This window comes from Streptomyces sp. NPDC048211 (assembly GCF_043202315.1).
GTDB lineage: Bacteria > Actinomycetota > Actinomycetes > Streptomycetales > Streptomycetaceae > Streptomyces.
Genome location: NZ_JBIDAD010000013.1, coordinates 184,169 through 204,182 on the forward strand (window position 1 = coordinate 184,169; position 20,014 = coordinate 204,182).

A 20,014-nucleotide genomic window follows, 5' to 3' on the forward strand; every position below is an offset into this window, starting at 1 on the left:
ACGCCCTTGGGACCCTCTCAGGATGCAGCCAGCTGTGCCGACCCCCCGCAACGGGAGAAATCCCGGCAGAGAGCGCGCCGACCACGCAATCTCCGCGATCTCATTTCCCTCCGACGCGCCCCCTGAGCACTCCGCGCGGAAGAATGGGCCCATGAGCCAGCAGCCCAGCTCCGAGGTCCCGGTCCAGCCGGCCGCCCAGCCGTCCGTCGGCTCCCTCGCCGCACACCGGCCGCACGCCGTCGCCACCCCGTCGTCCGCCCCGGCCGCCCTGTCCACCGCGGCCGACCTGGATCCCGACATCGATGCCGACGTCGATGCGTACGAACCCGATGTCGACGGGGACGAACTGCCGCAGGGCCGGTTCCTCGACCGGGAACGCAGTTGGCTCGCGTTCAACGAACGGGTGCTGGAACTGGCCGAGGACCCGGCGACACCCCTCCTCGAACGGGCTAATTTCCTCGCCATCTTCGCCTCGAACCTGGACGAGTTCTTCATGGTCCGGGTGGCGGGGCTGAAGCGCCGCATCGCGACCGGTGTGGCCACCCGGTCCGCCTCCGGTCTCCAGCCGCGCGAGGTCCTCGACCTGATCTGGACCCGCTCGCGCGAGCTCATGGCCCGGCACGCCGCCTGCTACCAGCAGGACGTCGCCCCGGCCCTGTCCGACGAGGGCATCCAGCTGATCCGCTGGCCGGAGCTGACCGAGAAGGAGCAGGCCCGCCTGTTCACCTTCTTCCGCCAGCGCGTCTTCCCCGTACTGACCCCCCTCGCGGTCGACCCGGCGCACCCCTTCCCGTACATCTCCGGCCTCTCGCTCAACCTCGCCGTCGTCGTACGCAACCCGGTCAGCGGCCACCGCCACTTCGCGCGGGTCAAGGTGCCGCCGCTGCTGACGCGCTTCCTGGAGGCGTCGCCGCAGCGCTACGTCCCCATCGAGGACGTCATCGCGGCCCACCTGGAGGAGCTCTTCCCGGGCATGGAGGTGCTCGCGCACCACATGTTCCGGGTGACCAGGAACGAGGACCTGGAGGTCGAGGAGGACGACGCGGAGAATCTCCTCCAGGCCCTGGAGAAGGAGCTCATGCGGCGCCGCTTCGGCCCGCCGGTCCGCCTGGAGGTCGAGGAGTCCATCGACCCGTACGTGCTGGACCTGCTGGTCCGCGAGCTGAAGGTGTCCGACGCGGAGGTCTACCCGCTGCCCGGGCCGCTCGATCTCACCGGACTGTTCGGCATAGCGTCGCTGGACCGGCCCGAGCTGAAGTTCCCCAAGTTCATCGCCGGCACCCACCGCGACCTCGCCGAGGTCGAGTCCGCCTCCGCGCCCGACATCTTCGCCGCCCTGCGCGAGCGTGACGTGCTGCTGCACCACCCGTACGACTCCTTCTCCACCTCCGTCCAGGCCTTCCTGGAACAGGCGGCCGGCGACCCGGACGTCCTCGCGATCAAGCAGACGCTGTACCGGACCTCGGGCGACTCCCCGATAGTGGACGCCCTGATCGACGCCGCCGAGTCCGGCAAGCAGGTCCTCGTCCTCGTCGAGATCAAGGCCCGCTTCGACGAGCAGGCCAACATCAAGTGGGCGCGCAAGCTGGAGGAGGCGGGCTGCCACGTCGTCTACGGGCTCGTCGGCCTGAAGACTCACTGCAAGCTCTCGCTCGTCGTCCGCCAGGAGGGCGACACCCTGCGCCGCTACTCGCACGTCGGCACCGGCAACTACCACCCCAAGACGGCCCGGCTCTACGAGGACCTCGGCCTGCTCACCGCCGACCCGCAGGTCGGCGCGGACCTCTCCGACCTCTTCAACCGGCTGTCCGGCTACTCCCGCCGCGAGACCTACCGCCGGCTGCTCGTCGCCCCGAAGTCCCTGCGGGACGGGCTGATCGTCCGGATCAACAAGGAGATCGCGCACAGGCGGGCCGGCCGGCCCGCCTACGTACGCATCAAGGTCAACTCGATGGTCGACGAAGCGATCATCGACGCCTGCTACCGGGCCGCGCAGGCCGGCGTCCCGGTCGACATCTGGGTCCGCGGCATCTGCGCGATCCGCCCCGGCGTCACCGGCCTCTCCGAGAACATCCGGGTCCGCTCCGTCCTGGGCCGCTTCCTCGAACACTCCCGGGTCTTCTCGTTCGGCAACGGCGGCGAGCCCGAAGTCTGGTTCGGCAGCGCCGACATGATGCACCGCAATCTCGACCGCCGCATCGAGGCCCTGGTCCGGGTCACCGACCCCGCGCACCGGGCCGCACTCAGCCGACTCCTGGAGACCGGCATGGCCGACACCACCTCCTCCTGGCACCTGGGCCCCGACGGGAACTGGACCCGGCACGCCACGGACGCGGAGGGCCGCCCGCTGCGGCACGTACAGGAAATGCTCATTGACGCCCGGAGGCGCCGGCGTGCGACGCCCTGACCATCAGACACAGGCGGACGTGACCGCGGGGGCGGTGCTCGCACCGTATCTGCGGACACAGGCCGCGGACTTCCTGCGCAGCCTGCGTCTGCACCGCGAGAACAGTGCCCCCAGCGACGCCGGACCCCAGGCGGCCGAACAGGCCGCCTGGGCGCTGCGCCGCTCGTCCCGCCGTATCAGCGGCACCCTGCACACCTTCCGGGCGGCGCTCGACCCGCTCTGGGCCGAGACGCTCCGCACCGAGCTGGCCTGGCTGTCCGGCACGCTCGCCCGCGAGCACGCGTACGCGGACCGCCTGACCCGGCTCCTCGAAGCGCTGCACGGCCTGTCGGGAGCGCCCCTGCCTGCGGCCCGGACCGAGGCCGGCGGCACGGTGGCCGACAAGGAACGCGCCGTCCTCGGCGTCGGAGCGGCGCGCGCCGGCGCACTTCTGGAGCGGCAGCTGACCCTCGCCCGGACCCGCGCCCACTCGGCGGCGCTCCAGGCGCTCGGCTCCTCGCGCTTCCACGCGGTGGCCGACGCGGTCGCGCTGCTCGCCTCCGAGGTCCCGCTGTCCGCCGAGGCCGCCGAACCCGCCGGTGAGCTGCTGCGCGAGCCCGCCGACCGGGCCGAGCAACGGCTGCTCGGCGCCGTCGCGGCGCTCCCGTCGGACGAGACGGCCGAGCCGTACAACGAGGCGCACGACGCGCCCTGGCACCAGACCCGGCTGCTGCTGCGCCTGCACCGGTACGCCCACGAGGTGGTACGGGGCACACCCGATCCGGTCCTGGCCGGCCCGGGACACGCGCTCGACCTGCACCGGGACGCGGCGGAGGCGGCCGCGGCGGCCTCCGCCGCGGCCCGTACACCCCGCATCGCGCCGGCGACGGCGTACGCCCTGGGGGTGCTCCACGCCGACCAGCGCCACGAGGTGGAGGCGGCGCGGTCGGTCTTCCGGGAGAGCTGGCCGTACGCGACGGCGGCGACCCGGGCATGACCCGGACGGCGAGCGGCACGGTGCGGGCGGCGGGCTGCGTGCTGTGGCGCCGCCGGCCCGCGTCCGCCGGCGGGGGCGTGGAGCTCTGTCTCGTACACCGTCCGCGTTATGACGACTGGTCGTTCCCGAAGGGCAAGCTGAAACGCGGGGAGTCCCCTCGGGACGCGGCCCTGCGCGAGGTCCTGGAGGAGACGGGGCACCACTGCGTGCCGGGCGCCGTGCTGCCCATGGTCCGGTACGCCGCGAACGGCCGGCCGAAAGAGGTCACGTACTGGTCCGCCGAGGCCACGGCGGGCACCTTCGTGCCGAACAGCGAGGTGGACGGCGTGCTGTGGCTCCCGCCGGAGGCCGCCCGCGCCCGTCTGACCCAGCCCCGCGACCGCGACCTGCTGGACGCGGCCCTTCGGACCCTGCCGCGCGCTTAGCCGCCCGACACTGACTCGCGGGCCGCTCCCTGCCGGGGGCGGCCCCGTTCCGCCCTGCCCGGGGCCGGGGGCCCCGGTCCAACCCGCCCGGGCCGGAGCGGCCCTTCCGCCCGGCCCCCGGGCCCACTCCGCGCGGGCTCGCCGGCCCGGAACCAGGCCGCCCGACACGGTTCACCTTCCGTTCACTCACCCCCGCAGACCGCTTCACCTGTTCTGCCTAATTTCGGCAGTGCACGGTGCGAGGCACACACCGCACCGGACACGACTTCCGCTCCACCCACCACCTCGCACGCCGTCGTAGACCGAAACCACCACGGCGGCTTCTGGAAGGAACACCCGAAAGTGAAGCTTCAGCGCAAGAACCGGCTTCGTGCCACCGCGCTCGGTGCCCTCGCCGTCTCCGGCGCCCTGGTCCTCACGGCGTGCGGTTCGGACAACAACAGCGGCGGCGACACCGGCGGTACCGGTAGCCAGACGAAGGCCGCCTCGAACGTCAAGTGCGACGGTGCCAAGGGCCAGCTGCGGGCCTCCGGCTCCAGCGCGCAGAAGAACGCCATGGACCTCTGGGTCAAGGAGTACATGGCCGCCTGTTCCGGCGTGGAGATCAACTACAACTCCTCCTCGTCCGGCGAGGGCATCGTCGCCTTCAACCAGGGCACCGTCGGCTTCGCCGGTTCCGACTCGGCGCTGAAGCCCGAAGAGGTCGCGGACTCGAAGAAGATCTGCAAGACCGGCCAGGGCATCAACCTCCCGATGGTCGGCGGCCCGATCGCGGTCGGCTTCCACCTGGAGGGTGTCGACAGCCTGGTCCTGGACGCCCCCACCCTCGCCAAGATCTTCGACACGAAGATCAAGAAGTGGAACGACGAGGCGATCGCCAAGCTCAACCCGGGTGCCAAGCTGCCGGACAAGGCGATCCAGCCCTTCCACCGCTCCGAGGACTCCGGCACCACCCAGAACCTCGGCAAGTACCTCAACGCCGCGGCCCCGAGCGACTGGAAGTACGAGGCCGAGAAGAAGTGGCCGGCCCCCGGTGGCCAGGGCGCGACCGGCTCGTCCGGCGTCGCCACCCAGGTCAAGCAGGTCGACGGCTCGATCGGCTACTTCGAGCTCTCGTACGCCACCTCGCAGCAGATCCCCACGGTCGACATCAACACCGGCGGCGCCGCCCCGGTGAAGGCCTCCTCGGAGAACGCCTCCACGGCCATCGCCGCCGCCAAGGTCAAGGGCACCGGCAAGGACCTGGCGCTCGACCTCGACTACACCACCAAGGCCGAGGGCGCCTACCCGCTGGTCCTGGTGACGTACGAGGTCGTCTGCGACACCGGCAACAAGGCCGACACCCTCGGCACCGTCAAGTCCTTCCTGACCTACACCGCCTCCGCGGACGGCCAGAAGCTCCTGACCGAGGCCGGCTACGCCCCGATCCCCGAGGCGATCAACGCCAAGGTCCGCGAGACGGTCGCCGGCCTCTCGTAACCCGCACGACGCGAACAGCGAAAAGAACACAGCGCACAACGTACGACGTACGACGCGACACAGGCGGCCCGGTCCGGTGCACCCCTCCGGACCGGCCCGCCACCCCATCCGGTGCACCGCCGCCAGGGGAGCTCCCGCTCCCCCACACAGACCGGAAAGACCATGGCTTCCACCACACACACAGAAGTTCCACCGGCCCCGCCGGGCAGGCGCGCCCGCGCCAAGTCCACCGGCCGCGCCGGTGACAGGATCTTCCTGGGCCTCTCCCGCGGCTCGGGCATCCTGCTGCTCGTGATCATGGCGTCGATCGCCGTGTTCCTCAGCTACCGCGCCGCGATCGCCATCTCGGGGGACGAGGGCAACTTCCTCACCACCTTCGACTGGAACCCGGCCGGTGACCCGCCCGTCTTCGGCATCGCCGTCCTGCTCTTCGGGACCGTCGTCAGCTCGATCATCGCGATGGCCATCGCGGTTCCGATCGCTGTCGGCATCGCCCTGTTCATCTCGCACTACGCACCGCGCAAGCTGGCCGGCCCGATCGCGTACGTCATCGATCTGCTCGCCGCGGTGCCCAGCATCGTCTACGGCATCTGGGGCGCGCTCGTCCTCGTGCCGTACCTCGAAGGCCTGAACCTCTGGCTCGACCAGTTCTTCGGCTGGACGTACATCTTCGAGAAGACCGAGATCGGCGTCGCCCGCTCGCTCTTCACCGTCGGCATCCTGCTCGCGATCATGATCCTGCCGATCGTGACCAGTGTCAGCCGCGAGGTCTTCCTCCAGGTCCCGAAGATGAACGAGGAGGCCGCGCTCGCGCTCGGCGCCACCCGCTGGGAGGTCATCCGCCTCTCGGTGCTGCCGTTCGGCCGCTCCGGCATCATCTCCGCCTCGATGCTGGGCCTCGGCCGCGCGCTCGGCGAGACGATGGCCGTCGCCACGGTCCTGTCGCCGAGCTTCCTCATCTCGCTGCACGTGCTCAACCCGGGCGGCGGGACGTTCGCCCAGAACATCGCCGCGAAGTTCGGCGAGGCCGACGCGTTCGGGCGCGACGCCCTGATCGCCTCGGGCCTGGTCCTCTTCGTCCTCACCCTGCTGGTCAACGGCGCCGCGCGGCTCATCATCGCCCGCCGCAAGGAGTACTCGGGGGCCAACGCATGAGCCACGCATCCACGAGCGTCCAGGACCGGCCGGTTCCGGCCCCGCCCGCTCCGGCCAACAGTCTCAGCAGCCGGACCCTGCCCCGCGCGGCCCCGCTCGGCTTCGCCGCCCTCGCGATCGTCCTGGGCGTCGGCATCAGCCTGGCGGCAGGCTGGCAGAGCCGCGTCCAGTGGGGCCTGATCTCCGCGCTGTTCTTCCTGGTCATCTCGTACGTCGCGACGAGCGTCGTGGAGAACCGGCGCCAGGCCAAGGACCGCCTCGCCACCAGCCTCGTCTGGGTCTGCTTCCTGATCGCCGTCGTCCCGCTGGCCTCGCTGCTCTGGACGACCATCAGCCGCGGCTCGGAGCGCCTGGACCTCTACTTCCTGACCCACTCGATGGCCGGTGTCCTCGGGCCCGAGGCCAGCGGCGGCGTCTACCACGCCCTGATCGGGACGCTGGAGCAGGTCGGCATCGCCACGGTGATCTCCGCCCCGCTCGGCCTGCTCACCGCGGTCTACCTGGTGGAGTACGGCAAGGGCGCGCTCGCCAAGGCCGTCACCTTCTTCGTCGACGTGATGACCGGCATCCCGTCCATCGTCGCCGGTCTGTTCATCCTCTCGATCATGCTGATCGCGGGTCTTGAGCCCTCCGGCCTGATGGGCGCCCTGGCCCTGACGATCCTGATGATCCCGGTCGTGGTCCGCTCCACCGAGGAGATGCTGAAGCTCGTCCCCAACGAGCTCCGCGAGGCCTCCCTCGCCCTCGGCATCCCGAAGTGGCGCACCATCCTGAAGGTGGTCCTGCCGACCGCGATCGGCGGCATCGCCACCGGCGTCATGCTCGCCATCGCGCGCATCGCCGGCGAGACCGCGCCGATCATCCTGCTGGTCTTCGGCAGCCAGCTGATCAACCCGAACCCCTTCGAAGGCGCCCAGTCGTCACTGCCGTTCTACATCTACGAGCAGTACAAGATCGGCGAGGCCGCGTCCTACGACCGCGCCTGGGCCGCCGCCCTGGTCCTGATCGCCTTCGTCATGATCCTCAATCTGGTGGCCCGCGGCATCGCCCGCTGGAAGGCCCCGAAGACCGGCCGATAGGGCCAGCAGAAAGCAGTGATTCAGATGGCCAAGCGCATCGACATCAGTGGCCTGTCGGCCTACTACGGCAACCACAAGGCGATCGACGACATCTCCATGACCGTGGAGCCCCGCTCCGTGACCGCCTTCATCGGCCCGTCCGGCTGCGGCAAGTCCACCTTCCTGCGCACCCTGAACCGGATGCACGAGGTCACCCCCGGTGGCCGCGTCGAGGGCAAGGTGCTGCTGGACGACGAGAACCTGTACGGATCGAACGTCGACCCGGTCACCGTGCGCCGCACGGTCGGCATGGTCTTCCAGCGCCCGAACCCGTTCCCGACCATGTCGATCTTCGACAACGTCGCGGCGGGCCTGCGGCTGAACGGCAAGTACCGCAAGAGCGCGCTGAACGACATCGTGGAGAAGTCGCTGCGCGGCGCGAACCTCTGGAACGAGGTCAAGGACCGGCTGAACAAGCCCGGCTCCGGTCTCTCCGGCGGCCAGCAGCAGCGCCTGTGCATCGCCCGCGCCATCGCGGTCGAGCCGGACGTCCTGCTGATGGACGAGCCGTGCTCCGCCCTGGACCCGATCTCCACCCTCGCCATCGAGGACCTGATCGGTGAGCTGAAGGAGCGCTTCACGATCGTCATCGTGACGCACAACATGCAGCAGGCGGCCCGCGTCTCGGACCGCACGGCGTTCTTCAACCTCGCGGCGGTCGGCATGCCCGGCAAGCTCATCGAGATAGACGAGACCGAGCGCATCTTCTCCAACCCTTCGGTCCAGGCCACGGAGGACTACGTCTCCGGCCGCTTCGGCTGACCGATCCCTCCCCAGACGGCCTTGCGGTGCTGCATGGCGGTGCCACCACAAGGCGAAGGGTCCGCCCCGCTCTCCGTGAGGAGGGCGGGGCGGACCCGTTCGTACGGTGTTGAGGCCGGCGCTCAGCCGAACAGCAGCAGGACGATCCCGTAGCTCGCCGCGGCGACCAGCGCCGCGGCGGGCATCGTGATGAACCAGCCCAGGATGATGTTCTTCGCGACACCCCAGCGGACCGCGTTCACCCGCTTCGTGGCGCCGACACCCATGATGGCCGAGGTGATGACGTGCGTCGTCGAGATCGGCGCGTGGAACAGGAACGCCGAACCGAACATGATCGACGCCCCCGTCGTCTCCGCGGCGAAGCCCTGCGGCGGGTCCAGCTCGATGATCTTCCGGCCGAGCGTCCGCATGATGCGCCAGCCACCGGCGTACGTACCCAGCGACAGCATCAGTGCGCAGACGAGCTTCACCCAGACCGGGATCGGGTCGCTGTACGTCTCGTGGCCGGAGATGACCAGGGCCATCACCACGATGCCCATCGTCTTCTGCGCGTCCTGCAGACCGTGACCGAGCGCCATGCCCGCGGCCGAGACCGTCTGCGCGATCCGGAAACCGCGCTTGGCCTTGTGCGGGTTGGACCTGCGGAACATCCACATGATGGCGACCATCACCAGATAGCCGACCACCAGGCCGATCACCGGCGAGATGAACATCGGGATGACGACCTTGTCGAGCACCCCGTCCCAGTGGACCAGCGTCCCGCCCGCGAGCGCGGCGCCGACCATTCCGCCGAACAGGGCATGGGAGGACGACGACGGCAGGCCGAAGTACCAGGTGATCAGGTTCCAGATGATCGCGCCGACCAGGGCGGCGAAGAGGATGCCCATCCCCTTGTCGCCCTCGGGCGTCGCGATCAGGCCCTCACTGACGGTCTTGGCGACCCCGCTGCCCAGGAAGGCACCGGCGAGGTTCATCACCGCCGCCATGGCCAGGGCCGCACGGGGGGTGAGTGCCCGGGTGGAGACCGACGTGGCGATGGCGTTCGCCGAGTCGTGGAAGCCGTTCGTGTACGTGAAGCCGAGCGCGACGCCGATGGTCACGACCAGTACAAAGGTGTCCACGTGGTTCAGGACTCCTTGACCGCGATGGTCTCCACCGTGTTCGCGACGTGCTCGAACGCGTCGGCAGCCTCTTCCAGCACGTCCACGATCTGCTTGAGCTTCAGCACCTCTATGGCGTCGTACTTGCCGTTGAAGAGCTGGGCGAGCAGCTTGCGGTGGATCTGGTCGGCCTGGTTCTCCAGGCGGTTGACCTCGATCCAGTACTCGGTGAGGTTGTCCATGGTCCGCAGGTTCGGCATGGCCGCGGCGGTCAGTTCCGCCGCCCGTGCCAGCACCTCGACCTGCTGCTCGACACCCTTCGGGAGCTCGTCGACCTGGTACAGAACGACCAGGTCGACGGCCTCCTCCATGAAGTCCATGATGTCGTCGAGCGACGAGGCGAGATTGTAAATGTCCTCGCGGTCGAACGGCGTAATGAAGGAGGAGTTCAGCTGGTGGAAGATCGCGTGGGTGGCATCGTCCCCCGCGTGCTCCGCTGCCCGCATGCGCTCCGCGATCTCGACTCGGGAGGCAGAATCCGCCCCGAGCAGTTCCATCAGGAGTTTCGAGCCCGTGACGATGTTGTCCGCGGATGCGGAGAACATGTCGTAGAAGCTCGTCTCCCTGGGGGTCAGACGAAAGCGCACGTGGGGTCCTCGGGGTGCTTTGGATTCGGTCAGGCTGATGCTAGGCGCATCATCCGGCCACGGCTAACCGGCATTCTTCAGTGTCGCGCATCAGGCACAGTGATCAGCACGGGGCCCCGGTCACGTTTCAGCTGAATTCGTTAGGATATACCCACCAGGGGTATATAAACGGCAGGGTAAAGGGAAAACGGGAGGCAGCAATGACCACCACCGAGGCCGATCGGGCGCCGGACGCGGCGGACGGCACGGGCACGGCCGACGCCACGGCTCCCACCGAAGCGCTCGTGACCGACCACGACCGGGGTATCCACGGCTACCACCACCAGAAGGCCGAGCACCTCAAGCGCCTGCGCCGCATCGAGGGCCAGATCCGCGGCCTGCAGCGCATGGTCGACGAGGACGTCTACTGCATCGACATACTCACGCAGGTCTCGGCGTCCACCAAGGCGCTCCAGTCCTTCGCGCTCCAGCTGCTGGAGGAGCACCTGCGCCACTGCGTCGCCGATGCCGCGGTCAAGGGCGGCGAGGAGATCGACGCGAAGGTCGAGGAGGCCACCAAGGCCATCGCCCGCCTGCTGCGCACCTGACCGGGGATCCGGCTCCGCCCGCCGCCGCCCGCCCCGTCACCCCCGGTGATCCGCCTGCCGGGGGACGGTGGTGCGCTCGGTGATCGCCTTGACGTCGAGCACCTCGTCGATACGGTCCGCGCTCAGCCGCTCCTCGATCGACGCCGACGCCGCGATCATCAGCTCCCCGCACAGTTCGATCTCGGCGAGAGCCACATAATCCGATGCGGTCCGCGGGCTGAGCGTCACCACGTCACTCACCTCTCACTGCCGTCGCCGACTTCCCAGGGTAGGGATCGCGGCACACGCCGCGCATGGCACGGACGGACCATTTCGCTGCCGCCAGATGCCTAGAAGGGGCCGGGCACGACGGCCCGGGTCCGCCCGTCACTCCGGCCGTCCCTGTTCGATCTCACCGGTATAGATGTCGTTCGCGTCCGGCAGAGGCACGGAGACCGCCACCCCGAACCCGTACAGCAGCGTCGTCGACACCACCTCCCGCACCTGCCCCTCGTTGGCGAAACTGAACCGGTGCCGCACCTTGCGCAGCCGGCCCTCCGCGTCCAGATACGCGTCGAACGGCACCGTGTCCGTGCGGAAACCGTTCGCCGCTGCCGTCAGCGCGCCCCGCGAGGCGGCCGAGGCCCGGCGCGCGGCCCGTGCGATGTCGCTGGTGCCCCGGTAGTGCCGCACCGTCACTCCGGCCAGGTCGGTCTCACCCACGTACGTCACCGTGCTCGCCCCGCCCAGCAGTTCGGCCGCGGCCATCGGGTCGGTGACGCCACCGGTCACCAGGTTGCCGTCCGCCAGCGCCGTCGTGTCGATCCTGACCCATTTGTCCGCGGGCACCCCGGCACCGCGATTCATCATGTAGAGCGCGCCCGGGGCCAGCAGCTCCGTGATGGGGCGGTGCTCGTCCTCGCCCGCCGGGTCCTGCGGCAGCACGACCTTGAGCCGGCCGGACTGGGTACGGAAGTCGTACGTCCCCTTGCCCCGGATCGTCACCCGGGTGCCGCCGGCCGCCGTCTCCATCGACGTGACCACCTCGGCGCTTCCGGTCGCGGACCCGTCCCCCGGCCCCACGAGCACCGCCGCGGCCCGTTGCACGGCCTCGACCGCGGCGGGACCGGAACGGTCGCCGTCCGCGGCACCGTCCCCGCCGTCCACCGCACACCCGGCGGCCGCCACCATCACGCCCACCACGGCGAGGGCGCACCCAGCGCGCGTCCCGCCTCCGGACCTGTGCTGCTGCACCACCATCGCCTGCCAACCCCCAACGCCGACCGACCGCTCGTGCCCCCACCCGTTCCGCATAACGACGGCCCCTGCGCCCCGTAACGACCGCACACCCCTCACCACCGGACGGCCCCGCCCAGTACCGTGGACGCGTGTACGACCAACACACCACCGAGGTCCCGCCGGCCGTTCCGCCACCCCGGCCCGCCCACGAAGCCACCACCGTCGAACGCGGCTCGTTCTGCACCGCCCGCTGCACGTGCGGCTGGTCGGGACCGGCCCGCAGGTCCCGCGACCTGGCCCGCACGGACGCCGAGGGACACCGCACGTCAGCGGCCTGACCCGCCCCCTCCCCCGTCCTCGCCCTCTCCCCCGCCCCGGAGGCCCGATGACCCTGCCGAACCGGCGCACCGTCCTGACCGCCGGCGCCGCGGCCGTGCTCACGGGCGCCACCGCGTGCGACCACACCGGCTCCGGTACACCCGCCGGCGGCTCCACCCCGGGCACGTCGGCGGCCCCGGCCACCTCATCCGCCACACCGTCAACGGCCTCGCCCGCCGTGCCGGCGGACTGGCCGGCCCTGGGCAGGAGCCTCGCCGGTTCCCTCGTACGTCCCGACGACGCCGCCTACCCGACCGCCCGTCAGCTCTACAACACCCGCTACGACGGCCAGAAACCGGCCGCGGTCGCCTACGTCCGGCACGAGGCCGACATCCGCGAGTGCCTGAACTTCGCCCGCCGCAGCTCCGTGCCCGTCGCCATCCGCAGCGGCGGGCACTCCTACGGCGGCTGGTCCAGCGGCACCGGGCGGCTGGTCATTGACGTCTCGTCACTGAAGCGCGTCGACCGGGACGGCACGATCGGCGCGGGGGCCCGGCTCCTCGACGTCTACCAGGGCCTCGCGGCCCACGGCCTGACGATCCCCGGCGGCTCCTGCCCCACCGTCGGCATCTCCGGCCTGACCCTGGGCGGCGGCCACGGCGTCGCCTCGCGCGCGTACGGCCTGACGTGCGACAGCCTCACGGCCGCGACGATCGTCACCGCCGACGGCAGAACGCTGACCGCCGACGCCACCCACCACCCGGACCTGTTCTGGGCGCTGCGCGGCGCGGGCAACGGCAACTTCGGCGTCGTCACCGAACTCCGCTTCCGTACCCGCCCCGCCCCGCAGACCGTCTCCGCGTACATGTCCTGGCCGTGGTCGCGCGCCCGCGCCGTGGTGACGGCCTGGCAGGAGTGGGGCCCGGACCAGCCGGACGAGATCTGGTCCGCCGCACACGTCGCGGCCGGGCCGGGCGGCGGCAGTCCGACGGTGTCGGTCTCGGCCTTCAGCCTCGGTACGTACGGCGATCTGCAGAACGCCGTCGACCGCCTGGCCGACCGGATCGGCGCCTCCGCGTCCTCGGTCTCGCTGCGCCGCCGCAGTTACCAGGAGGCGATGCTCGTGTACGCGGGCTGCTCGGGCATCACCGACGCCCAGTGCCACCTGCCCGGCACCACACCGGGCCGCGATCCGCAGGGCTCCCTCCAGCGCGAGACGTACGCGGCGGCGTCCGACTTCTACGACCGCTCACTGCCCCCGGCGGGCGTCCAGGCCCTGCTCGACCGGACCGAGGCCTTCACCCGGATCGGCGCGGACCAGGGCGGCGGCGGTTCGGTCGCGCTCACCGCGCTGGGCGGAGCGGTCAACCGCGTCGACCCGCAGGCCACCGCCTTCGTCCACCGCGGTTCGCGGATGCTCGCCCAGTACATCGGCGCCTGGCGCACCGGCACGGCCGGCACCGCTCAGCAGAAGTGGCTGAAAGACACCCATGCGGCGATGCGCCGTTACGCGTCGGGGGCGGCCTACCAGAACTACACGGACCCGGAACTGACGGACTGGCGCAAGGCCTACTACGGCCCGGCGGCCGCCCGCCTCGGCGAGGTGAAGAAGAGTTACGACCCCGAGGGGGTGTTCACGTACCCGCAGTCGCTGTGACCGGACCGGGTCACCGCACCGGGCCGGTTCGCGCGGCCGGCACGGTCCGAGCACCGGACGGGGCCCGGACATCGCGTCGGGCGGGGACATCGCGCAGGATCGGTACACCGCGCCGAGCAGGACACCGTCCGGGGCCGGGACACCGGACGGGGCATCGCGTCGGGCCGGTGCGGCCTCCGTCAGGCGGCGAGGCCCTTCTCGCCCTCGGAGCCGCCGCCCGAACCGGGTCGCGGCTCGGGAATCCCTCGTGCCTCGCCGCTTTCCCCGGCCGTCGCCGCGAGCGGGCTGCGCGACCTGACCAGCCTGCCCAGCCGGCCGGACCGCGAGACGGCACCGACCAGCGGCGTCAGCAGCATCATCGCGAGCGGCGCGAGCAGCAGCGCGGCGGCCGTGCCGAGCGCGAAGCCGCCGATGACGTCCGTCGGGTAGTGGACGCCCATGTAGATCCGGCAGAAGCCCTCCAGCAGGGCGAGCGCGATCGCCGCGATGCCGAACTTCCGGTTGGCCACGAAGAGGCCGACGCCGAGGGCCATCGCCATGGTGGCGTGATCGCTGACGAAGGAGAAGTCGTTCTTCCCGTCCACCAGGACGTCCAGCCCCTGGTGGTCCTTGAACGGTCTCGGCCGCTCCACGAATCCACGGATCGGGATGTTGATCAGCAGGGCGATCCCGGCCGCGAGCGGCGCCCAGACGAGCCCGGCGACACCGGTCACCGAATCCTCGGCCGTGCCGCGTCGGCGGACACTCCACCAGCACCACAGGACCACCAGGACCATGCCGAGCATGATCCCGTACTCACCGACGAACTCCATGACCCGGTCGAACCAGGTGGGAGCGGACTTCGCGAGACCATTGATGTCGTAGAGCAGGCTGACATCGGGGTTCGACCCATCCAGTGCGAGTCCAGCCATCTGCCGCGGCCCCTTGCCTTGTCTGCTGCTGCGGCACACGCCCATGTGCGCCGCTATGACGAACCCCCGTGTTCGGTTCGATCACTTACGTGCGTCGGGGCGACGCTATGTCAGTGGCTGCGGCCCCGGTCCCACCAGAGAACGACGCGTCCCGTGCGTACGTTCCACTCTCTACCGAATGATCACCATGACGTTATCGAAGAGTGACTCATCGTCGCAGCTCAGGGCCCAGGCTTCACGGAGAGTTCCGGCCACCGGCCCCCGACGGTCATACCGCGGGCCGGGCGGTCGGAAGAGCCGCGGCCCCGTCCTTCGTGACGCGCGTCGCACCGAAGTAGTCGGGCGTGTCGATCTTGTCGAACCGGATGACGGCCCCGGTGTACGGCGCGTTGATCATGTACCCGCCCCCGACGTACAGGCCGACGTGGTGAATGGCCCGCGAGTTGGCCAGGTCGTCGGAGAAGAACACCAGGTCCCCCGGGAGCAGCTCGTCGCGCGAGGGATGCGGACCGGCGTTGTACTGATCGTTCGCCACCCGGGGAAGCTCGATGTCGACCGTCCGGTACGCGGCCTGGGTCAGCCCCGAACAGTCGAACCGCCCGCCCTGCTCGGCCGTGCCGTTGCCGCCCCACAGGTACTTCGTACCGAGCTTTTTCTGGGCGAAGTAGATGGCGCCCGCGGCCTGCTGGGACGGCTGCACCCGCCCGACGGGCCGGGCGAAGCTCTTCTCCAGGGAGCGGATGATCCTGACGTAGTTCCGGGTCTCCGAGATGGCGGGAACCCCACCGGCCCTGATCACCCGGTACGCACCGGCGTTGTAGGCGGCCAGCATGTTGTCCGTCGGGTCCCCGGGCACCTTCTTCACATACCCGGCCAGCTCGCAGTCGTACGAGGCCGCGGACGGAATCGCGTCGGCGGGATCCCAGACGTCCCGGTCGCCGTCCTTGTCCCCGTCCACCCCGTGCGAGGCCCAGGTCCCCGGGATGAACTGCGCGATGCCCTGAGCGGCGGCCGGACTCTGCGCACGCGGGTTCCAGCCGCTCTCCTGGTAGAGCTGCGCGGCAAGAAGGGCGGGGTTGATCGCAGGGCAGAGGTTGCCCCACCGCTGCACAAGAGGCTGGTACTTGGCCGGCACGGCCCCCTTGGCCAACGCCACGGCCCCGCCCCCACCCCCGCCCACGAGCCCGGCGGCGGCAGAGTACGTACCGACGACGAGCAGCGCCACGAAACACATGGCGACGCCTACGCCGATCCCACCTGCCATCCAGTATTTCCGCACCCCTCAACCATCCCTCATCGGCTCGGGGTTCATGGGTGTTTTCGACGGTGTGTGCGAGTCATGCGAGGCATTGGGGTCACGGACAGGCCAATCCGGCGCACCGGGCACCCGGCCCGGCGCGCCGGGTGCGCCGGGCCGGGCAGTCCATGCGCCCCGCGGTCCTGAGCAGTCCTGAGCAGTCCTGAGCAGTCCTCAGGATGCTTCGGCCGACCAGTAGTCGGACCGGACGTTGGGGCCGGGCAGCGGGTAGACGCCGTCGTAGTCCGGCCCGTTCGGCTCGGACGCGGAGTCGGCGACCTTCGACTCCTTCACGCACGGGGTGTCCGCCTCGAAGAAGGCCTGTCCCCTGGCTCGGACGCTCACGCTGATGCCGAATCCGTCCTTCGTGACCGCGTAGACCGCCGGGAACACCGCGTCGTCGTTCTTCGCCTTGATGCGGTAGTCGCTCGTGCGCCAGAACTGCTCGACCTGGTCCAGGAAACGCTGCCGCCGGTCCGCGGACACGATGGTCATGACGGTCCGTCTGCGGGTCACGTCACAACTGCCCTTGGTCGTCGGCCCGTGGGCCCACTGAACCTCGGGGTCGATCTTCTTCAGTACGGCGTCGAGCATGCCGTCGGCCCGTTCGGCGGCCTCTTGCATGTTCATGCTCTTCCCCTTGGTGCCCTTGGTTTCCTTGGGGCTCTCGGTGACTGCGGTGCCCGCGTTCGCAGCCGCGGGTTCCTTCTCGCTTCCGCAGGCGGACAGCGTGAAGCCGACAGCCAGAGCCACCGCAACGATCTGGAACCTTCGGCTCATCGCTGTTCCTCCATCTTGAGCCGGTCGGCGTGTCCCGACACGATAAGAGCAATGGCGTCGGCGGACATGGCGTCCCGTGCCGGGTTGAAGTAGTTCGAGTGCGCGTCGAAACTCAGACCGTCACCGCTCACGAGTGGCTGACCGGGGGCCACGGGGAACCGTACGGCCCCGAAGGCCTTGCTCGCCGGGTCCTTGCCGAACCAGAGGTCGTCGTCGCCCGGATCGGCCAGGTCCCCCGCCAGGTACGCACCGGCCGGCCCGCCCAGGATCATCCCGAGCGAACCCACGACCGTCTGCGTCTTGGACGGGAGCTTGGTCACCGGGTCGTTGGCGGCCGCTCCGACATAGACGTGTGCGGCACCGACCCCGAGGTCCACGGCCTGGTCCACACCCACCCCGGGGCTGCCGACGAGGATGATGTCGTCCACCCCCGGGATCCCGCCGAGGCGCTGGGTCGCGGCACCGACGGTGCGGGAGCCGTAGGAGTGCCCGATGGCCGTGAGGTGCGGGTCCTTGTTCTGGTTGGTGGCCGCGATGCCGCCCATGAAGTCGTCGTAGGCCGCGCCGCCCTTCTCCGCCCGGCCGGTACCCGCGACGGCCAGGCTCTTCCACCCGTCCGGCGCCTGCGGAGCGTCGTACCCGAGCCAGACGATCGCCGCGCTCGACGGGTCGTAGCCCTGGGCGCCGATCGCCGTGTCACGGGCGCGCTTGAGGTCGTTCTTCGCGAACTCCTCGTCGAGGGAGGTGTTCAGCCCCGGCACGTACGCCGAGACGTTCTGCGAGGTGTCGGGGTTCCCGAAGGCGACGATCGCCCGCCCGTTGCCCTCGTCGCCGATACCGATCAGGTACATCGGGGGCTGGCTGCCCTCCTTCAGCTGCCGGTCGATCTCCCGCAGCCCGGCCAGCTTCTCCTTCGACGCCTCGTCGCTCCGGCCCTCCAGCTCCGATATGAGCCCCGGAAGGTTCCGCCGGTTGGCCGCGTCGCGGTCTGCCACCGGAATGCCGTCCAGCGAGCCGATCCGGTCCGGGGACAGCTCCAGGTACCGATCGCGCTCCTGCTGCGTCAGCCCGTCCCACCAAGCCTTCCGGCCGGCCGCGCTGGAACCGGTCGGAATGCGCCCGTTGAGGTAATCCCGCTCCTTGTCCCGTACGGCCGACTCGACGCGCGTACCCGACCCGGGCAGACCGGTGAGCGCGCCGCCGACCCCACCGGGCCCCTTGGCCACGTCCCACGCGGCGGCCCCGTACTGGCCCTTGTCCCACTTGCCGCCCGCCTGGTTCGCGGCCTGGGCGTACTGGTCGACGACGCCCCTGGCGGTGTCGACGGGGTGCGCGATCGTGTCGACGGCCCCGGTGACATCGCCGAGCAGACCGTCGTCGCCCACGAGGCCTGTGAAGAAGTTGCCCTCCGAGCCACCGGTGGAGGAACCCGTGGTCGAGGGTTGTCTACCCGCGTCGACCGCTGAAGAAGAACCACCGGTCGCGCCCGAACCACCGACTGCGCCGGCGGTTGCAGCCTCGGACTCGGTCTCGGTCCCGGATGCGGACCCGGATGCGGACCCGGGTGCGCCGGAAGTACCGGTGGTGCTGCCTTGGGTGGCGTTGCCGCCGGTGGTGCTGCCGTCGGTGGTACTGCCTCCTGCGGCGTTGCCCGCGGTCCCGCTTCCACCGGAGTCGGGTCCGGCCGAGTCGGATCCTCCGGAATCGGGTCCGGCCGAGTCAGTTCCTCCGGCCACGGTGGCACCTTCGAACCCGGACCCGGAACTGGCTCCGCTGCCGCCGCTGCCCTTCCCATCACTCCGGCCGTCGGCGACGGTCGCGGACGACGAGCAGGAACCTCCGGTCACCTGACAGATGGCAGTGCCGAATCGGCCGGCGATCCGCCCACCCATTCCTGTGGCCACGAGCCCGCCGACGAGGGCCGCCACGACGAGAATGAGGCCTACGTACTCCAGCGCGGACTGCCCGGTGTCCACCCGCCACCTGATCATCCGGGGGACGCTGAACGGCCGGTGCTCTGCGCGCTGTTCGGGGGCGAGCCTGAACCATGCACGGGCCTGGGGCCTGCACAGCAGGACGAGGACGACGACGGGAAGAACCAGCGGCGTCACGCCCCGGTTGCTGTCCGCGTCGTTGAGTGTCGCCAGCGCGCCGAGCGTGAGCCAGCCATGCACGGCCAGCAACCCGAGCCAGATACGGGGGCCACCGGCCCGCACGTACAGCGACAGCACGAACCCGGTGATGCCGGGCAGCGCGGTGTACAGCACCATGCCGAGCAGCCGACCGTCCACCGCCTCGGCCGACGAGGCCACGAGCAGCGCGTTGAGCGCGCCCACGACGGTGACGACGAAGAGCAATCGGACGAGGGTCAGCACCACTTGCAGGGAGCTCGACAGCGGCTGTCTGCCCGAACGAGCCTCGGCGGCACCGACCTCAGCGCCTTCCGGTAACGCTACTTCTCCTATGCCAGACACGACAGGTCTCCCCAGCTTTGTGAGCAGGCGCAGCGACAGTTCCCCCGGTATCCGTATGCGACCACAACACTGCGGAGCTCTGCATGGGCCCCAGGGCCCAATGCCGGACTCAACGTCCGACTATCGGGCCCTCACTTACCGCCACCGATCGGGCCGTTACCGGTCATTGGGGGCAGGCACGAGGCCTCAGGAAGCGCTGGCTGACCAGAAGTCGGAGTGGACGTTGGGGCGAGGCAGCGGGTAGACGCCCTCGTAGGAAGGGCCGTTGGGTGCCGATGTCGACTCGGCCACCTCGGACTCCTCGACGCAGGGGCTGTCTACTTCGAAGAAGGCTTGCCCTCCTCCAAAAATCAGACTCACACCGAAGCCGCTACGGGTTTGCGCATAGATGGCGGGAGAATCTCGATCATTGTTAACCCCCTTGATCCGGTAATCACGCTTTCGCCAGACCCGCTCCACCAAACCCAGGAAACTTCCCCTGCGTTCGTCGGACACGACGGTCATGACCGACCGACGTCGCGTCACGTCACAACTTCCCGTAGTAGTGGGGCCATGCGCCCACTGAACGGACGGCTCGATACTCGCAAGTGTGGCATCCATAATGCCGTCCGCGTGGTCCGCAGCTGCCTGCATGTCCATGTCTGCCCTCTTCCCGCTAGTGACACAGCCGGACAGCGCTGCGCCCAGAATCAGCGCCATCACG

The 20,014-nt window shown here is 70.1% G+C and carries 19 protein-coding genes; 10 read left to right on the top strand and 9 right to left on the bottom strand.

Going from position 1 to position 20,014, the window contains the following annotated elements:
- Nucleotides 1–151: 151 nt before the first annotated feature.
- From ACGFZA_RS35685 to pstB, 7 genes are all read left to right on the top strand, one after another.
- Nucleotides 152–2,407, top strand: a complete 2,256-nt coding sequence (locus ACGFZA_RS35685; RefSeq protein ID WP_393684660.1) for an RNA degradosome polyphosphate kinase — start codon at nucleotides 152–154, stop codon at nucleotides 2,405–2,407.
- Nucleotides 2,394–3,383 carry a CHAD domain-containing protein gene (locus ACGFZA_RS35690; protein WP_393684662.1) on the top strand — a complete coding sequence of 330 codons (990 nt, stop codon included), beginning with the start codon at nucleotides 2,394–2,396 and terminating at the stop codon, nucleotides 3,381–3,383. The genes ACGFZA_RS35685 and ACGFZA_RS35690 overlap by 14 nt, the downstream gene beginning before the upstream one ends.
- Nucleotides 3,380–3,808, top strand: coding sequence for an NUDIX hydrolase (locus tag ACGFZA_RS35695; protein ID WP_393684664.1), 429 nt, complete (start codon nucleotides 3,380–3,382; stop codon nucleotides 3,806–3,808). The genes ACGFZA_RS35690 and ACGFZA_RS35695 overlap by 4 nt, the downstream gene beginning before the upstream one ends.
- A gap of 342 nt (nucleotides 3,809–4,150) precedes the next feature.
- Nucleotides 4,151–5,287 (top strand): phosphate ABC transporter substrate-binding protein PstS, encoded by a 1,137-nt coding sequence (gene pstS / locus ACGFZA_RS35700; protein ID WP_385286171.1) that lies wholly within the window; start codon nucleotides 4,151–4,153, stop codon nucleotides 5,285–5,287.
- Between the two features lie 162 nt (nucleotides 5,288–5,449).
- Complete coding sequence (pstC, locus tag ACGFZA_RS35705; protein WP_385286170.1) at nucleotides 5,450–6,442, top strand: phosphate ABC transporter permease subunit PstC; 993 nt, start codon at nucleotides 5,450–5,452, stop codon at nucleotides 6,440–6,442.
- A complete protein-coding gene (pstA, locus tag ACGFZA_RS35710) occupies nucleotides 6,439–7,521 on the top strand; it encodes a phosphate ABC transporter permease PstA (protein ID WP_385286169.1) in 1,083 nt (360 codons plus the stop codon). The genes pstC and pstA overlap by 4 nt, the downstream gene beginning before the upstream one ends.
- A gap of 24 nt (nucleotides 7,522–7,545) precedes the next feature.
- The gene (gene pstB / locus ACGFZA_RS35715) at nucleotides 7,546–8,322 is read left to right on the top strand and encodes a phosphate ABC transporter ATP-binding protein PstB (RefSeq protein WP_393684667.1); all 777 of its coding nucleotides are present in this window, start codon (nucleotides 7,546–7,548) and stop codon (nucleotides 8,320–8,322) included.
- Between the two features lie 122 nt (nucleotides 8,323–8,444).
- Here the strand turns inward: pstB and ACGFZA_RS35720 are convergent, their stop codons facing one another.
- Both ACGFZA_RS35720 and ACGFZA_RS35725 read right to left on the bottom strand, forming a co-directional pair.
- Nucleotides 8,445–9,443 (bottom strand): inorganic phosphate transporter, encoded by a 999-nt coding sequence (locus tag ACGFZA_RS35720; RefSeq protein WP_266780675.1) that lies wholly within the window; start codon nucleotides 9,441–9,443, stop codon nucleotides 8,445–8,447.
- 5 nt (nucleotides 9,444–9,448) lie between these two features.
- A complete protein-coding gene (locus ACGFZA_RS35725) occupies nucleotides 9,449–10,069 on the bottom strand; it encodes a DUF47 domain-containing protein (RefSeq protein WP_148019498.1) in 621 nt (206 codons plus the stop codon).
- A 200-nt stretch (nucleotides 10,070–10,269) separates the two neighbouring features.
- Between ACGFZA_RS35725 and ACGFZA_RS35730 the strand changes: the two genes are divergently transcribed.
- Nucleotides 10,270–10,656 (top strand): metal-sensitive transcriptional regulator, encoded by a 387-nt coding sequence (locus tag ACGFZA_RS35730; protein WP_385286165.1) that lies wholly within the window; start codon nucleotides 10,270–10,272, stop codon nucleotides 10,654–10,656.
- Nucleotides 10,657–10,692: 36 nt separating this feature from the next.
- On the opposite strand, the gene ACGFZA_RS35735 is transcribed toward ACGFZA_RS35730, so the two are convergent.
- Nucleotides 10,693–10,887, bottom strand: coding sequence for a hypothetical protein (locus ACGFZA_RS35735; RefSeq protein WP_385286164.1), 195 nt, complete (start codon nucleotides 10,885–10,887; stop codon nucleotides 10,693–10,695).
- Between the two features lie 135 nt (nucleotides 10,888–11,022).
- Nucleotides 11,023–11,895, bottom strand: a complete 873-nt coding sequence (locus ACGFZA_RS35740; protein WP_393684669.1) for a hypothetical protein — start codon at nucleotides 11,893–11,895, stop codon at nucleotides 11,023–11,025.
- Nucleotides 11,896–12,023: 128 nt separating this feature from the next.
- Here ACGFZA_RS35740 and ACGFZA_RS35745 point away from each other — a divergent pair, with 128 nt between their 5' ends.
- Both ACGFZA_RS35745 and ACGFZA_RS35750 read left to right on the top strand, forming a co-directional pair.
- Nucleotides 12,024–12,212, top strand: a complete 189-nt coding sequence (locus ACGFZA_RS35745) for a hypothetical protein (protein WP_385286160.1) — start codon at nucleotides 12,024–12,026, stop codon at nucleotides 12,210–12,212.
- A 47-nt stretch (nucleotides 12,213–12,259) separates the two neighbouring features.
- Nucleotides 12,260–13,849 (top strand): FAD-binding oxidoreductase, encoded by a 1,590-nt coding sequence (locus ACGFZA_RS35750; protein WP_393684671.1) that lies wholly within the window; start codon nucleotides 12,260–12,262, stop codon nucleotides 13,847–13,849.
- A 179-nt stretch (nucleotides 13,850–14,028) separates the two neighbouring features.
- Here the strand turns inward: ACGFZA_RS35750 and ACGFZA_RS35755 are convergent, their stop codons facing one another.
- From ACGFZA_RS35755 to ACGFZA_RS35775, 5 genes are all read right to left on the bottom strand, one after another.
- The gene (locus ACGFZA_RS35755) at nucleotides 14,029–14,760 is read right to left on the bottom strand and encodes a phosphatase PAP2 family protein (RefSeq protein WP_385286157.1); all 732 of its coding nucleotides are present in this window, start codon (nucleotides 14,758–14,760) and stop codon (nucleotides 14,029–14,031) included.
- A 268-nt stretch (nucleotides 14,761–15,028) separates the two neighbouring features.
- Nucleotides 15,029–16,024 carry an NlpC/P60 family protein gene (locus ACGFZA_RS35760; protein ID WP_385286155.1) on the bottom strand — a complete coding sequence of 332 codons (996 nt, stop codon included), beginning with the start codon at nucleotides 16,022–16,024 and terminating at the stop codon, nucleotides 15,029–15,031.
- 207 nt (nucleotides 16,025–16,231) lie between these two features.
- A complete protein-coding gene (locus ACGFZA_RS35765) occupies nucleotides 16,232–16,837 on the bottom strand; it encodes a hypothetical protein (RefSeq protein ID WP_393684674.1) in 606 nt (201 codons plus the stop codon).
- Nucleotides 16,834–19,212: an alpha/beta hydrolase gene (locus ACGFZA_RS35770; protein WP_393684676.1), complete on the bottom strand. Its 2,379-nt coding sequence runs from the start codon at nucleotides 19,210–19,212 to the stop codon at nucleotides 16,834–16,836. Before ACGFZA_RS35770 ends, ACGFZA_RS35765 begins: the two co-directional genes overlap by 4 nt.
- 285 nt (nucleotides 19,213–19,497) lie before the next feature.
- The gene (locus ACGFZA_RS35775; protein WP_393684678.1) at nucleotides 19,498–20,010 is read right to left on the bottom strand and encodes a hypothetical protein; all 513 of its coding nucleotides are present in this window, start codon (nucleotides 20,008–20,010) and stop codon (nucleotides 19,498–19,500) included.
- Nucleotides 20,011–20,014 lie beyond the last annotated feature (4 nt).